Genomic DNA, 14,786 nt, shown 5'->3' with positions numbered 1-14,786 from the left:
CCCCCTGTCCCGTGGCCTTAGACAGGGCCCCCAACCCCCTCCCCACGGAGGTGGTGGATCACGAGGATGCTTCCTTATTCAGCGACGGGGATCGACTGCGCCTCGAGCGTCGAGACGGTCGACGACTGCGCCGACTCGAGCGCCTCGAGGAGCGTGCCCTGCCCGGTGACGGCCTTCTGGAAGCCGTCCGACACGTCGGCGTAGGTCTGCGTCATGGTCGGGCCCCACACGAAGTCGGGGTTGACCTCGGCGGCAGCTTCGGCGAAGACATCGTAGATCGCCTGGCCGCCGTAGAACTCGACGCCCTCCTGCAGCGAGGGCAGGTCGAGACCTGCGGTCGTCGCGGGGTAGATGTTCGCCGACTCGTTGAGCGCGGTGAGCGCCTCCTCCGACGTGTTCAGCCACAGGGCGAACTTCGCGGCCTCGTAGACGTGCTCGCTGCCCTTGAAGACGGCGACGGACGAGCCGCCCCAGTTACCGGCCGCGGTGTCGCCGGCTTCCCACTGCGGGGCGGGAGCGACCGACCACTTGCCTGCGGTGTCGGGTGCGCCGCTCGAGATCGAGTTCGCGCCCCAGACGGCAGAGGTCCAGCTCCAGACCTGGCCGGAGTTGTAGGCGTTATTCCACTCTTCGGTCCACGCCGGGTAGGTGGCGACGAGGTCCTCGTCGAGGAGCTCCTGCCAGTAGTCCGCCACCGTCGTCGACGCGTCGCCGGTCAGGTCGACCGACCAGGCTTCGCCGTCGTTGGTGAACCAGTCACCGTTCGCCTGCCAGACGAAGCCGGCGAACTGGTTGATGTCGGCGGTGGAGAAGTTGGTGATGTAGCCACCCAGAGCGCGGATCTGCCGAGCGGCAGCCTTGTACTCCTCCCACGTCGTGGGGACGGGGATGGCGTTCTGCGCGAACAGGTCGGAACGGTAGAACAGCGCCATGGGGCCGGAGTCCTGCGGAATGCCGTAGACGCCTTCGCCACCGAGGGTGACCTGGTTCCAGGTCCACGGGATGAAGTCGGCCTCGGCCGCCACGACGTCCTCGCAGTTCGAGAGGTCCTCGAGGCCGTCCTGCACGCGGAAGCTCGACAGCGCGTCGTACTCGATCTGACCGAGGTCGGGCGCGTTGCCGGCCTCGAGCTGGCTGAAGAAGTTCTGGTACGTGCCGGAGTTGCCGTTCGGGCCGGTCTGCACCTCGACCTGGATGTCGGGGTTCTGCTCGTTCCACATCGCGGCGGCATCTTCGATGCCGGGGATCCACGACGTGAACTCGAGGGTGACGTCGCCCTCGGACGGCGCGCACGCGGCTGCCTCGCCGCTGGTGTCGGTCGATCCGGTGGAGCATCCGGCCAGCGCGATCGCGCTGAGCAGTGCGACGCCCATGGCGACTGCTCTCTTGGTGTGCTGCATGTTCTTCCTCACTTGTTGGGTGGTGCAGGGGTGCGAAGGAGGCCGTCGGGCCGAAGCCGTCGGGCGGGGGTCTGTGGGACGAGCTGCTACTTGACGGAGCCGCTGCCGAGCCCGTTGCGCCAGAACCTCTGGAGCAGCAGGAACGTGACGATGAGCGGAATGATGCTCAGCAGCGACCCGACGAGCACGTAGGTGCGCAGCTCCGGGATCTGATTGAGCTGGGTGTTCCAGGCGTAGAGGCCGTAGGTCACCGGGAAGAACTCTTCGCTGCGCAGCATGATCAGCGGCAGGAAGAAGTTGTTCCAGATGGCGACGAACTGGAAGAGGAACACGGTGATGAGCGCCGGCGTCATGAGTCGCGCCGACACCGTGAAGAACGTGCGCACTTCACCGGCACCGTCGAGTCGGCTGGCCTCGATCAGTTCGTCGGGCACGCTCGCCGCGGCGTAGATGCGGCTCAGGTACACCCCGAACGGGCTCACGATGCTCGGCAGGAGCACCGCCCAATAGGTGTTCGTGAGGTTCACCTGGCTGAACAGCAGGAAGAGCGGCAACGCCAGCGCCGTGGCCGGCACGAGCACGCCACCGAGCACGACGTTGAAGAACAGCTCTCGACCCGGGAAGCGGTACTTCGCCAGCGCATACCCGGCCATGCTCGCCACGACCGTGGCCAGGAGGGCACCGAGCCCCGCGTACCCGAGGCTGTTCAGCAACCAGCGGAAGTAGATGCCGTCGCCGTACGCGGCGAGGGCGCCGATGTTCTCGAACAGGTTGAAGTCGGCGAACCACAGCGACGGGGTGGTCAGCAGCTGGCCGCGGTCTTTCGTAGAGGCGATGAACAGCCACCAGATCGGCAGCAGGAAGTAGAGCGTGAACACGCCCATGACGATCAGTGCCGCGGAGCGGGAGAACAGGCTCTCGCGCGGGCCCCGACGTTTGGGTGCGGTGACGTCGTCGGATGTCGCACCTGCGGTGCGGGTGAGCAGGCTCATCGGTCGGCCTTCCGCTGGGTGAGCTTCAAGAAGGCGAACGACAGGATGAACGTCGCCAGCGCCAGCACGACGGAGAATGCCGCCGCGAGGTTGATGTTGGGGATCGAGTTCGTCGCGTACACCGTCATGTTGGGGGTGAACGTGCTCGACACCGCCGAGCTGAAGGAACGGAAGACCTGCGGCTCCGCGAGGAGCTGCAGCGTGCCGATGATCGAGAAGATCGCCGTGAGGACGATCGCGGGGGCGACCATCGGGATCTTGATCGACCACGCGATCCGCACCTGTCCGGCGCCATCGAGGCGGGCGGCCTCGTAGACCTCCTGCGGGATGGCGAGGAGAGCGGAGTAGATGATCAGCATGTTGTAGCCGACGTAGACCCAGGTCACGACGTTCGCGATCGACCAGAGCACGAGCTCGGGCGAGAGGAACCCGATCGACTGGGTGACCCCGGTGAACGGCGACAGATTGGGCGAGAAGAGGAATCCCCACATGATCGCCGCGATCACGCCCGGCACCGCGTACGGCACGAAGAACGCGAGGCGGAAGAAGCGCTTGCCCTTCAGCGCCGGCGAGTCGAGCAGCAGAGCGAAGAGCAGCGCGAGACCGAGCATCACCGGAACCTGCACGGCACCGAACGTCAGAACGCGACCGACCGACTCCCAGAACGGGCCGTTCTGGAACACGAGCGCGTACTGGGCGAACCAGCCGAACACCTGGCGCGGCGCACCGTAGGTACCGTCGCGCTCGACGACGAGCAGCGACTGCCAGATCGCGTACACGATCGGCAGCAGGTAGAACAGGCCGAACAGCACGCCGAACGGCGCGAGGAACATGGCGATGGCACCCTTGTGGGCGACCCGTCGTCTGCGTTCCCTCGGGGGGCGGGTTCCCGCCCTGACAGCGACGCTCATACCAGCGCCTCCTCTCGGATGATGCGGACGCTTCCGCCCGGGATCTCGATCTCGCCGGACACCGCAGCATCCGTCACCAGGTCGTGTCCGGTCGCCTCGGCGACCGCCACATCGCCACCGTGGTTGATCACGAACAGATAGTCGGCGTTCTCACCGCGGCGGCGTACGGTTTCGACGTCCGACCCCGCCCGCACGCGCGCCGTGGCGGTGACTCCGGCCTCGGCGACCACACGCGCGAAGAGCGCACGGTAGTCCGCCGCCGAGGGCAGGGTAGCGACGTACCACGCCGCCCCTTCGCCCCACGTGTTGCGGGTGATGGCCGGGCCGCCCGCCGACGGGCCGTCGGCGAAAGAGTCGATGACCGCGGCGGTGGTGGCGCGGAACCGTTCCGACCACAGCGATGCGGTCGCTCCCGACGTGAGACGCAGCGGCTCCCCGGCCGCGACCGGTGCGAACTCCTCGACGGCGACCCCGAGCGCCTGCCGGAACGGACCGGTGTAGCCGCCCGTCCACACGCGGTCGTTCTCATCGACGATGCCCGAGTAGAACGTGACGACGGCCGTGCCGCCGGCGGCGATCCAGTCGGTGATGACGGATGCTTCGGCGGCCCGCACGAGGTGCAGACCCGGCGCGACGACCAGACGGTAGCCCGACAGGTCGGCGCCCGGCGCGACGACGTCGACCGAGACGCCCTGGGCGTACAGCGCCGCGTAGGCGGCGTGCATCTGCTCGAGATAGCCGAGTTCGTGACTGGGCCGCGATTCGGTCTGAGTCGCCCACCACGCCTCCCACGAGAAGACGATCGCGACCTCGGAGACGACGCGGGAGCCGGCCACCTCGGCGATGCGATCAACGATGCCGCCGAGCTCGACGACCTCGCGCCAGAGGGCGGAGTCGGTGCCGGCGTGCGGAAGCATCGCCGAGTGGAACTTCTCGCTCCCCTGCACCGAGGCGCGCCACTGGAAGAAGCAGACCGCGTCGGCGCCGCGAGCGACGTGGGTGAGCGAGTTGCGGATCATCTGACCGGGGGCCTTGGCGCGGTTCAGCGGCTGCCAGTTGACCGCGCCCGTCGAGTGCTCCATGAGCAGCCACGGCTCGCCGCCGGCCAGTCCACGCGTCAGATCGGCCGCGAACGACAGCTCGGTCCGGGGATCGGAGAGGCGGTTGTCGAGGTAGTGGTCGTTGGCGATGACGTCCATGTCAGCGGCCCACGACCAGTAGTCGAGGTTCTCGATGTGCGCGGTGACCATGAAGTTCGTCGTGACCGGCTTGTCGCTGATCGCACGGATGATCTCTGCCTCAGCCCGGAAATAGTCGAGCAGCGTGTCGGAGCTGAAGCGGTGGAAGTCGAGCTGCTGCCCGGGGTTGCGTGTCGAAAGGGTCGCGCGCGGCGGAAGGATCTCATCCCATTCGCGGTAGGTCTGGCTCCAGAACGCGGTGCCCCAGGCGGAGTTGAGCGCGTCGATCGTGCCGTAGCGGGCCTCGAGCCAGACACGGAAGGCCGCGGCGCTCGTGTCGCAGTAGCAGAGGGCGTTGTGGCAACCGAGTTCGTTCGAGACATGCCAGAGCTCGACGGCCGGGTGCGAGCCGTATCGGCGGGCCACGGCGTCGACGAGCGCGAGGGCAGCCTCGCGGAACACGGGAGAACTCGGGCACCAGGCCTGACGCCCGCCCGGGTAACGGAGCGTGCCGTCTTCGGTCATGGGCAGGATCTCGGGGTGCAGGCGCGTGAGCCACGGCGGGGTCGACGACGTACCGGTGCCGAGGTTGACGCCGATGCCCGCGGCGGCGAGAAGGTCGATCACCCGATCGAGGGCGGTGAAGTCGAACTCGCCCTGTCGCGGCTCGATGTGCGACCACCCGAACACGTTGATCGCGACGAGGTCGACACCGGCCTCGGTCATCAGCGCGACGTCTTCGGCCCAGACCGACGGATCCCACTGCTCGGGGTTGTAGTCGCAGCCGTAGGCGATCCCGTCGTGAACGAACGGGCGGCGGGCGGTGGTCATCGAGCTCCTCGGTTGTGTGAACGTGCACAGACCGAGGCGCTGTTCCTCTGCGCTGAGGTTCTGTGAACGTGAACAGAGTATGTCTCGCTCCCACGGCTGTCAACATGAGCCGCCTGGCATGTGCGCGTGCACATACGATGGGCCACATGGAGGCAACGAGGCGACGACGCGCCACGGTGAACGACGTCGCTGTCGAAGCCGGAGTCTCCCGTGGAACGGTGAGCCGCGTGCTCAACGGGCAGCGCTACGTCTCGGACGAAGCCCGCTCGGCGATCGACGCGGCGATCGCGAAAGTCGGTTTCACCCCGAACCGCGCGGCTCGCAGCCTCGTCGTCCAGCGCTCCCAGGCGGTGGGCTTGATCGTGCACGAGCCGCACTCGCTCTTCGTCGAGGACCCCAACATCGCCTCGATCCTCCTCGGCGCGAACTCCACGCTCTCCGACGCGGATTACCAGATGGCATGCCTCATCGCCGACAGCGCCCGCGACGTGGATCGCCTCACCCAATACCTCAGCGGGGGCCTCATCGACGGCGTGATCGTCGTCTCCGCGCGCGTGGGCGACCCCATCACGAAGGCCGTCCGCGATCTCGGCATCCCCGCCGCCTTCGTCGGGCACCCGCGCGACCTCGGCACCGCCGCGTACGCCGCGATCGACAACCGCAGCGCGGCACGGGAGATCACCACGCGCTTGGCCGCAACCGGGCGGCGGCGAATCGGCATGGTCGCGGCAGCCCTCGACCGCGACTCCGGAGCCGATCGATTGGCCGGATTCGTCGATGCCCTCGGCAGCGATTTCGACCCGTCGCTCGTGCAGAGCGTCCCGCTGTACTCCTACTCCGACGGACAAGCGGGCATGCGCCAACTGCTCGAACGCGCCCCCGACCTCGACGGGGTCTTCGCCTCGAGCGATGCCGTCGCCGCCGGCGCGATGGAGGTGCTGCAGTCCTCCGGTCGCAGCATCCCGGGCGATGTGGGAATCGTGGGCTTCGACGACAGCTCTTGGGCGCTCCGCTGCGACCCGCCGTTGTCGACCGTGCACCAGCCCGCGACCGAGCTCGGCAGCGCCGCGGCGAGGTCGGTGCTGCATCAGCTCAGGGGCGGCGACCCCGAGCCGATCCTGCTCGATTGCCCCGTGGTCTGGCGCGCGTCGGCCTGAGTGCGGAATGCGGGTGCCCCCTCCGCCGTTGCACTCCGCGATGACTACTCAGCCGCTCGCCCTCTCCGTTCTCGACCTCATTCCGGTTCGGGCCGGCCAGACGAGCGCGCACGCCGTCTCGGCCTCGCTCGATCTCGTGGCCCGCGCCGAGGCGCTCGGCTACCGCCGTTACTGGTTCGCCGAGCACCACAACATGCCCGCCGTCGCGTCCACGACGCCGCCGGTGCTCATCGCCGCCGCGGCCGGTCGCACGTCTCGCATCCGACTGGGCTCGGGCGGCGTCATGCTGCCGAACCACTCCCCGCTCGTGGTGGCCGAGCAGTTCGCTGCGCTCGAGGCCGTCGCGCCGGGTCGCATCGACCTCGGCATCGGGCGCGCACCGGGCTCCGACCCCGTCATCACGCAGCTGCTCTTCCGCTCGGGCACAACGAGCGATGTCGAGCGCTTCCCCGACCACATCCGCGACATCCTCTCGCTCACCTCCCCCGAGGGGGCGACCGTGCGCTTCAGCTCGGGCGGCGAGTACACCGTGCACGCCACCCCCGCCGCCGACGGGGCCCCCGAGGTGTGGCTGCTCGGATCGAGCGACTACTCGGCGCAACTCGCCGCCGCGCTCGGGTTGCCCTACGTGTTCGCGAACCATTTCTCGGGCCAGGGTCTCGAACGCGCGCTCGACCTCTACCGCACCGCGTTCCAGCCGAGCGCGACCCTCGCCGCGCCCCGCACCTTCCTCACGGTCAACGCGGTCGCCGCGGCCACCGTCGAAGAGGCCGAGGCCCGCGCGCTGCCGCAGCTGCGCATGATGGCGCGCCTGCGTTCGAACATGCCCCTCGTACCGCTCGAGAGCGTCGAGCAGTCGCTCGCCCACCCGTTCGACGGCATGGCCGACTCGCTCATGACGCAGACCCGGGCGACCTGGTTCGTCGGAACGGGTGATTCCGTCGCGTCGGAACTCACCACCTTCGCCGCCCGTCACGGGGTCGACGAGATCATGCTCTCGCCGATCGCCGGGGCCTACGACGCCGAACCCCTGGATTCGGCCGACGGCCGCGCCCAGACCCTCGACCTCATCGCCTCCGCCGTCTCGGTTCCCGTCGCGGCCTGACGTCGCGGCCTGACAGCATCGCCTGACAGCGCCGACTGACGCCGCGCAGCATCCGGACCCCAGAGGGGCGGATGCTATGCGCTCAGTTCGCCGCTGATGAGGTTGCGCAGCCAGTCCCGCGCTTCGACGAAGACATCGTCGGAATAGCGGTCGGGGTAGCGGATGATGGCGCGATCGGCCCGTGCGTAGGAACCCAGGAAGATCACTTTCGGGCTGAAACGGCGGAGGCCGAGCAGTGCGTCGGCCATGCGCTCGTCGTGCACGTGGCCGTCCGCGTCGATGACGAAGCGGTACCGGCCCAGAGCGTCGCCGATCGGGCGCGAGGCGAGAAGGCTGAGGTTGATACCGCGGGTCGCGAACTGCTCGAGCAGCTCGAGCAGTGCGCCCGGGTGATCCTCGGGCAGTTCGACGATCAGCGAAGTCTTGTCCGCGCCCGTGGGCGGGGCGGGGGCGACCGTGCGGCTGACCAGCACGAAGCGGGTCACGGCGTTCGGGTTGTCGCCGATGCTGTCGGCGAGGACCGCCAGGTCGTGGTGAGCGATGATTCCGGGCGCGGCGATCGCGGCGTCGGCGTCGCTGGTGCCGTCGAGCATGCCCAGGGCGCTGGCGATGTTGCTCGCCGCGGGGATGTGGGCGTGCGCGGGCAGGGCGTTCGTCAACCAACCCAGGCACTGCGCATACGCGACGGGGTGCGCGGCGACGACCGACACGTCGTCGAGCACGGTGCCGGGCCGCCCCACGAGGATGAAGTTCACGGGCACGAGATACTCGCCGACGATGCGGATGCCGGGCATCGTGGCCAGGGCGTCCTGCGCGGTGGAGACGCCGCCGTCGACCGAGTTCTCGATCGCGATCATCGCCGCATCCGACCGCCCCTCGACGACGTCGGCGAGCGCCTCGCCGACGTTGCGTACCGCCCGCCAATGCTGGTCGCGCGCCTCGGGTACCTGCGCGAGGGCCGCTTCCGTAAAGGTTCCCGCGGGGCCCAGATAGCTGTAGGTGCGGCGGGTGGGCGCGGTCTCGGGAATCACGGCGATCAGCCTAGCCCCGTCGGGGGTACCGAGCCCTCGGGGCGCGAGCAGCGGGATTGCTGCGGGGAGGTAGTGCGCCCGCGAGGACTCGGGCCGTCGAAGCGACGCGCCCCACGCTAGGGAATCGCGACTCCGCGCATCGGCACAGAACCACCGAAAGTGGTGGCCGGAGTGCCGGATGCGTGCGCCGACCCGGGTCGACAATGTGACGCGGCCTCTCCTACCCGAGGAGCACGGTCGCAGCTCACCCCGCGTCCGCATCCCCCGGGAGCGCACGACGGAAAGGTCTCGTCCGCATGACACGTTCCCCACGCCCGCGATCACGCACCGCCTCGAGGCTTCGCGCTCGGCGGCCGGACCTCACCCCGCGACCCCTGCACGCTCGTCCGACCGGCGCGACCATCGTGCGCGCCCGTTTCGCTGCCGTGCTCTGCGTCGCGCTCTGGCTGCTCTACATGACGACCGTCGTGATCACGCTGTCCCGCGGCGGGGCTCTGACCGACGCCTGGCACCTCATCGGCACCGTCCTGTTCCTCGTCTCGGTGACGATGCTCACGTTCTCGGCCTGCATGTACCTCCTGGCGCGGGCGGGGGCGCTACCCCGCTTCGCGAACCACCGTCGAGATCGTCGCGCCGACATCGACGGCTTCTTCGCCGAGAACCCGACGCGCGTGCTCGCGCTCATTCCCTCCTACGACGAAGACCCGGCCCTCGTACGCCTCGGTCTGTGGTCGGTCGCGCTCCAGGAGATCCCCCATCTGCGCGTGGTGCTGCTCCTCGATGACCCGCCCACCCCTCTCGACCCGGCCACACGAGAGCGGCTCGACCGCACCCGCCAGCTCGCCGCCGAGATCGCCGAGGCCCTCGCGCCCATCCGCGACCTGGCCCGGCACGCACTCGGCGAGCTGACGGACGCCACCGACGATGCCGTGGCGGCGGCGCGCGTCGCCGAGGTGCACGATCGTGCCACCGCCTGGCTGAGACGCATGGCAGAGGCAGAACCCACCACGACGCACATCGAGCAGTTCTTCGTCGATCAGGTGCTGCGCGCGCTCGCCGACGACCTGGCAGCCTCGGCCGCCGCTCTTCGCGAGGCGCAGCACGACCCCGATTTCGCCCTCGACCGGGCACGCGTCACCCAGCTCCTCCAGCGGGTGGTCTGGATCTTCTCGGCCGAGACCGACGTCTTCGAGCGCAAGCGCTTCTCGTCGCTCTCGCACGAGGCCACGAAGGCGATGAACCTCAACGCCTACCTGGGTCTGCTCGGCGGGCGCCACCGGCTGCGCATCGCCGGAGCCACCGACTCGACGCGTTCGGCGGAAGAACGCTACGAGATCGTCGACGTACCGGAGTGCGACTTCGTTCTGACTCTCGACGCCGACTCGATGCTGCTGCCCGAATACGCGCTGCGCCTGGTCTACCGGATGCACGCTCCCGGCGCCGAGCGCGTCGCGGTCATGCAGACCCCCTACTCCGCGTACCGCGGGGCGCAGAGCCGCCTCGAACGCCTCGCCGGCGCGACGACCGACCTCCAGCACATCGTGCACCAGGGGCTCACCGCGTTCTCCGCGACGTTCTGGGTGGGCGCCAACGCGATCATCCGGCGGACGAGTCTCGAAGACCTCCGCACCACCACCGTCGAAGACGGCATCGAGGTCACCCGGTTCATCCAGGGCGTGACGGTGATCGAAGACACCGAGTCGAGCATCGACATCGTCAGCCACGGCTGGACGCTCGTGAACTACCCCGAGCGACTGAGCTACAGCACGAGCCCCGCCGACTTCGGCACCCTCGTCATCCAGCGCCGCCGGTGGGCGAACGGCGGCCTGCTGATCCTGGCTCGCCTGCACGCGCTCGTGCGCCAGCGACAGGCGAGCGGACATCCGGTGAGCTTTGCCGAACGGATGCTGCGCGCGAACTATCTCGGCTCGATCGCCTGGGTCACCGTGGGGCTCCTCGTCCTCATGACGGTGTTCCCGCTCGACGGGGAGCTCGTCAGCGTCGTCCTGCTGCTGATCGCCCTGCCGTACTTCGTCGAGATGGCCCACGATCTGCGTTATCTCGGCTATCGGCGATCCGACGTCATCGGCATCTACGGCCTCAACCTCCTCCTCGTCGCGGTGAACCTGGCCGGCACGATCGGCTCGATCTCACAGGCGCTCTCGGGCAGTAAATCGGCGTTCGCGCGCACTCCCAAAGTGCCGACGCACACCCCGGCGGGGGCGCTCTACATCCTGACGCCGCTGGCGATCGGTGTCGGGGCCGCCGTCATCGGCGTGCGCGCCGCGTCGGAGGGAGCGTGGGTGGCCACCGCGTTCGCCGCGTTCACGTCCCTGTGCGTTCTCGGCGCCATGGTTCGGCTGATCGGTGTGCGTTTCGCGGTCTCCGATGCCTGGAACGGCTGGCTGGAGTGGATCTGGGTGGATGCTGCGGAGCCGACCCGTCCGGTGTCGATCGCGCCGGCGCTCCCGGCGTGGCGGAGCGTGCTCGACGATGCCCTCGAACCCGCGGCGGTGGCGCGATGAACGCAGCGCGGCCTCGGCGAGGAACCCGTTTCGCCGGGCGGAGGCTCTCTCCCGTCCGGGCGATCACGAGTGTCGCCGGAACGCTGGCCCTCCTGGCGGTCACCGCGGGCGCGGTGGCCTCGCCCTTCCTCTCGCCTGCCGTGACAGGAGTCTCGACGGACGGCCGCTGGTTCGCCGGCTATTACGACGTCACCCTCGAGGACGGCGAGAAGCTGGCGCGCAGCAACCTCGGCGTGACGCCGGGGGGCGTCGTCCTCTCGTTCGTCGTCGCCGCCGGTACCGACGACTGCACCCCCACGTGGGGCAAGGCCTACGGACTCGACGAAGCCGCGAGCCTGTTCGAACTCGACCGCCGGGTTGCGAGACTCACCGGCGAGGGCCGCCCCGTCGCCGTGTCGTTCGGCGGCGCGATCAACACCGAACTGGCCGTGGCCTGTTCGACCGTCGCCGATCTGACCGAGGTGTACCGCGATGTGATCGATCGTTACGGCGTCGACACGATCGACCTCGATATCGAGGGCAGGACACTCTCCGATACCGGGGCTGCCGCACGGCGCGCGACGGCCGTCGCCGCGCTGCAGCGGGAGCGCGCCGACGACGGCAAGCCCCTCGCGGTGTGGCTCACCCTGCCGGTGGCCCCCGATGGGCTCACCGCCGAGGGCATCGCGCTCGTCACCGGAATGCTCGACGCGGGAGTCTCGATCGCCGGCGTCAACGTGATGACGATGAACTACGGTCTCCAAGCGCCCGGGTCGCTCGCCGACGTGAACGCGGGAGCCCTGCAGGCCACCGCCGACCAGTTGACTGCCGCCTGGCGCCAGCGCGACGTCGCGCTCCCGCCAGGCGGCGTCTGGAGCATGATGGGCGCGACGCCCATGATCGGTCGCAACGACGTGGCCACCGAGGTCTTCTCGCTCGACGATGCCCGGGCGCTGAACGCGTTCGCTGCGGAGAAGGGAATGGCCCGGCTGTCGATGTGGTCCACGAACCGCGACCACACGTGCGGCACGAACTACGCCAACAGGGCGGCCGTCTCCAACGAGTGCAGCGGCGTCGAGCAGGCCGGCGTGAACTTCGCCGATCTTCTCGCCGACGGCTATACCGGCGACGACGATGTTCCTGCCCGGACCCTCATCGCCGATGATCCCGAGACCAGCCCGTATCCGATCTGGTCGTCGATGACCTATTACTCGGCGGGCGTGAAGATCGTCTGGAACGGCTCCGTCTACATGTCGAAGTGGTGGAACGAAGACGGCCCCAGACCCGACGACCCGTCGCTCGACCTGTCCGCATCCGCGTGGACCTATCTCGGCCCGGTTCTCGAGACCGACCTGCCCTTCACCCTGCCCCAGCTGCCCCCCGGCACGTATCCCGAGTGGGGCGTCGACACCCTCTACAACCAGGGCGATCGGGTCATGTTGGAGGGCACGGGGTACGAGGCGCGCTGGTGGTCGCGGGGCCAGAGCCCCGATCGCTCGGTGCTGGATCGGGACTACTCGCCGTGGAAGATGCTGGAGGCCCCGTGACGGGCGTCGGGCTCTGACTCGCCGAACGCCGACACCCGTCCGTCCACGAGCGCTTGCGCCTGATGGGCACGACCGGGTGGCAGCAGCCGACCGACGAATCTCTGCTCGGCGAGCGCGAGCTGCGACCCCATCCAGGTCGTCACCGCGGCGAGGTGCGACTCGTCGAACGACTCGTCGCCCGCATCGTCGAGCAACAACACGTCGACGCCCCGCAGCCGCGCTGCCATGGCGGCATCGACCGTCGCCGCACGGAGGAGTCGGCCACCTCGGTAGCCGTCACGAAGCCGACCCTCTATCGCCCGCGCGAGGGCCCGGCCGCCCTCGTCGAGAAGCTCGCCATCCGCAACCCGCTCCAGCAACGGGCGCGCGAAGCGATCCACCTCGACCGCGTGCGCGTCGAGTTCGCGCTGCGATGCCGCGCCCCACGCTCGGCGCCGCGCCGACTGCAGCGCTCGATCGGCTGCGGCGATCGTCGACCGCCGCAACCGCACCAGCACGATCGATACGGTCGCCCCGAGCCCGACCACGACCGCGGTGCGCACCGCGGCACTCATCAGTTGCACCGGTGCCCCTCCCCGCGCGAGGGCGTCGACCGCGAGCACGCCGATCAGGGCGACCGCCCCGGCCACCGCGATCCAAGGTCGCCCCCGCAGCGCTACGAAGACCAGCACGAACCCCGCCGCGGGCAAGAACCATCCCGTGCCGTACATGATCGGCGCGGGAGTGGCGAGGAGAGCAGCGGCGACGACCACTCCCAGCACCGTCGTGGTCGCTGCCGCACGCCGTACCGACAGCCGCTGCCCCGGGGCGCGTCGAACGATCTCGGCGGCTGACAAGATGCCGGCGAGTGCGGCCGCGGCAGTCACGGGCGACCCACCCCAGACAGCGGCGGCAGCGGCGACGAGCACCTGGGTCGCGACGAAGAGAACGGCGATGCCCCTCATTCCGACCATCAGGGCGCCGCGGGGCACGTCGCCCAGGTGCGAACCCACGTCGGGCGCCTGCCACGCGAGGTGCACGACCACCCCTTCGCCCCGCGCCGTCTCGAGGCTCGCCGTGCCTCCCTCGACGGCAGCCATGGTGCCGACGATGCTCACGTCGATTCCGAGCCGGTCCGCGGCGACGGACCCCGGGTCGAAGCCCACGCCGTCGTCACCGACCTCCACGCGCACGGCGTCGCCGTCGGCCGCGACCCTGATCCAGCGGCGGCATTCCCCCGCGTGCCGGAGGCTGTTGTCGAGCGCCTGCCGCGCAGCGTTCACGAGCGCGCGAGCCGCCTGGTCGTCGACGAAGACGGCGTCTCGGACGCCCGTCGCATCGAACGCCGCCCCGGCACCGCCCGCCGCCTCCCGGAGGCTCTCGAGCCAATCGGCGTCGCCCCCACCGTCGTCGACGATGCCCGTCGCCCGGCGTGCCTGCCGGCGCACGGCATCGGCGGTCAGCGGCAGGCCGTCGGCCGCGCCGCGGAGCGCTGCGAGAACCTCGTCGTGAATGAACGCGGCGGCCTTCGCCCGAGCCGCGAGCCTGCCGCGTTCCGTCGCCTCCCGCTCGACCGCGGCCTCTGCCCCGGCCACCGCCTCGTCGAGTTCGCGAGCCGCCCGCAGCACCGTGCCGCCCACGACGCACAGCGCCACCGCCGACAGGAGCGCCTGCGCGTCGTTGGCGAACCCGCCGAGCGTGTAGCCGCCGAGGAGCAGACGGTAAGACGCGAGCGTGACCGCCCACGAGGCGATGACGACCCAGCCGAGGCGTGCCCCGCCCGCGACGACCGCCGCGAGCGCGATACCGCCGATGCCGGTGAGCGCCCACGGCACGGTACCCGCGCTCGTGCCGCCCGAGAGCAGCCCGCTGGCCGGCGCGAAGGCGACCAGCGCCGCCGCGAAGACGACGACACCCGCTCCGGCACCGAACCGGAGCATCCGCGCCGTCATCCACGGAGCCGCGACACCGACAACGACGAGAAGGCCGTACGCCGCGACGGTCAACGCGGGATGCCATGGCGGCAGCGCCACTCGGCCGCTCGGGTCGGCGACCACGGTGCCGACGAGCGCCGAGAGGATCGTCGAGATCGCCACCGCGCCGATCAGCAGCCTCAGCGTTCTGAGTTCGGCCTGCCCCGCGGTCATGGGC

10 protein-coding genes are annotated in these 14,786 nt (G+C 69.7%); 4 read left to right on the top strand and 6 right to left on the bottom strand.

The window, feature by feature from the left end; genetic code table 11:
* Positions 1-74: 74 nt before the first annotated feature.
* The 4 genes from ACFXQA_RS12910 to ACFXQA_RS12895 form a co-directional block, all read right to left on the bottom strand.
* Positions 75-1,400, bottom strand: a complete 1,326-nt coding sequence (locus ACFXQA_RS12910; RefSeq protein WP_394520277.1) for an ABC transporter substrate-binding protein — start codon at positions 1,398-1,400, stop codon at positions 75-77.
* Between the two features lie 86 nt (positions 1,401-1,486).
* Positions 1,487-2,392 (bottom strand): carbohydrate ABC transporter permease, encoded by a 906-nt coding sequence (locus tag ACFXQA_RS12905; RefSeq protein WP_394520276.1) that lies wholly within the window; start codon positions 2,390-2,392, stop codon positions 1,487-1,489.
* Complete coding sequence (locus ACFXQA_RS12900) at positions 2,389-3,303, bottom strand: carbohydrate ABC transporter permease (RefSeq protein WP_394520275.1); 915 nt, start codon at positions 3,301-3,303, stop codon at positions 2,389-2,391. The genes ACFXQA_RS12905 and ACFXQA_RS12900 overlap by 4 nt, the downstream gene beginning before the upstream one ends.
* Positions 3,300-5,312: a beta-galactosidase gene (locus tag ACFXQA_RS12895; protein ID WP_394520274.1), complete on the bottom strand. Its 2,013-nt coding sequence runs from the start codon at positions 5,310-5,312 to the stop codon at positions 3,300-3,302. The genes ACFXQA_RS12900 and ACFXQA_RS12895 overlap by 4 nt, the downstream gene beginning before the upstream one ends.
* A gap of 146 nt (positions 5,313-5,458) precedes the next feature.
* Between ACFXQA_RS12895 and ACFXQA_RS12890 the strand changes: the two genes are divergently transcribed.
* Together ACFXQA_RS12890 and ACFXQA_RS12885 are read left to right on the top strand one after the other, a co-directional pair.
* A complete protein-coding gene (locus ACFXQA_RS12890; protein ID WP_394520273.1) occupies positions 5,459-6,469 on the top strand; it encodes a LacI family DNA-binding transcriptional regulator in 1,011 nt (336 codons plus the stop codon).
* 40 nt (positions 6,470-6,509) lie between these two features.
* Positions 6,510-7,574, top strand: a complete 1,065-nt coding sequence (locus ACFXQA_RS12885) for an LLM class flavin-dependent oxidoreductase (protein ID WP_394520272.1) — start codon at positions 6,510-6,512, stop codon at positions 7,572-7,574.
* A gap of 74 nt (positions 7,575-7,648) precedes the next feature.
* Here the strand turns inward: ACFXQA_RS12885 and pheA are convergent, their stop codons facing one another.
* On the bottom strand, positions 7,649-8,611 hold the full coding sequence (gene pheA / locus ACFXQA_RS12880) for a prephenate dehydratase (RefSeq protein ID WP_394520280.1): 963 nt from the start codon (positions 8,609-8,611) through the stop codon (positions 7,649-7,651).
* 398 nt (positions 8,612-9,009) lie between these two features.
* Here pheA and ACFXQA_RS12875 point away from each other — a divergent pair, with 398 nt between their 5' ends.
* Both ACFXQA_RS12875 and ACFXQA_RS12870 read left to right on the top strand, forming a co-directional pair.
* A complete protein-coding gene (locus tag ACFXQA_RS12875; RefSeq protein ID WP_394520271.1) occupies positions 9,010-11,130 on the top strand; it encodes a glycosyltransferase family 2 protein in 2,121 nt (706 codons plus the stop codon).
* Positions 11,127-12,656, top strand: coding sequence for a chitinase (locus ACFXQA_RS12870; protein ID WP_394520270.1), 1,530 nt, complete (start codon positions 11,127-11,129; stop codon positions 12,654-12,656). Before ACFXQA_RS12875 ends, ACFXQA_RS12870 begins: the two co-directional genes overlap by 4 nt.
* Here the strand turns inward: ACFXQA_RS12870 and ACFXQA_RS12865 are convergent.
* Positions 12,623-14,782: an ATP-binding protein gene (locus ACFXQA_RS12865; RefSeq protein WP_394520269.1), complete on the bottom strand. Its 2,160-nt coding sequence runs from the start codon at positions 14,780-14,782 to the stop codon at positions 12,623-12,625. The two genes, ACFXQA_RS12870 and ACFXQA_RS12865, sit on opposite strands and share 34 nt — an antisense overlap.
* Between the last annotated feature and the right edge of the window lie 4 nt (positions 14,783-14,786).

Origin of the sequence: Microbacterium shimangi (assembly GCF_043556445.1) — a bacterium.
GTDB lineage: Bacteria > Actinomycetota > Actinomycetes > Actinomycetales > Microbacteriaceae > Microbacterium.
This window is presented reverse-complemented; position numbering and strand designations above follow the sequence as displayed.

What these genes read in the sequence shown, in the direction of transcription:
- ACFXQA_RS12910 (WP_394520277.1), bottom strand. Translation starts at nt 1,400, where the DNA reads ATGCAGCACACCAAGAGAGCAGTCGCCATGGGCGTCGCACTGCTCAGC.
- ACFXQA_RS12905 (WP_394520276.1), bottom strand. Translation starts at nt 2,392, where the DNA reads ATGAGCCTGCTCACCCGCACCGCAGGTGCGACATCCGACGACGTCACC.
- ACFXQA_RS12900 (WP_394520275.1), bottom strand. Translation starts at nt 3,303, where the DNA reads ATGAGCGTCGCTGTCAGGGCGGGAACCCGCCCCCCGAGGGAACGCAGA.
- ACFXQA_RS12895 (WP_394520274.1), bottom strand. Translation starts at nt 5,312, where the DNA reads ATGACCACCGCCCGCCGCCCGTTCGTTCACGACGGGATCGCCTACGGC.
- ACFXQA_RS12890 (WP_394520273.1), top strand. Translation starts at nt 5,459, where the DNA reads ATGGAGGCAACGAGGCGACGACGCGCCACGGTGAACGACGTCGCTGTC.
- ACFXQA_RS12885 (WP_394520272.1), top strand. Translation starts at nt 6,510, where the DNA reads ATGACTACTCAGCCGCTCGCCCTCTCCGTTCTCGACCTCATTCCGGTT.
- ACFXQA_RS12870 (WP_394520270.1), top strand. Translation starts at nt 11,127, where the DNA reads ATGAACGCAGCGCGGCCTCGGCGAGGAACCCGTTTCGCCGGGCGGAGG.
- ACFXQA_RS12865 (WP_394520269.1), bottom strand. Translation starts at nt 14,782, where the DNA reads ATGACCGCGGGGCAGGCCGAACTCAGAACGCTGAGGCTGCTGATCGGC.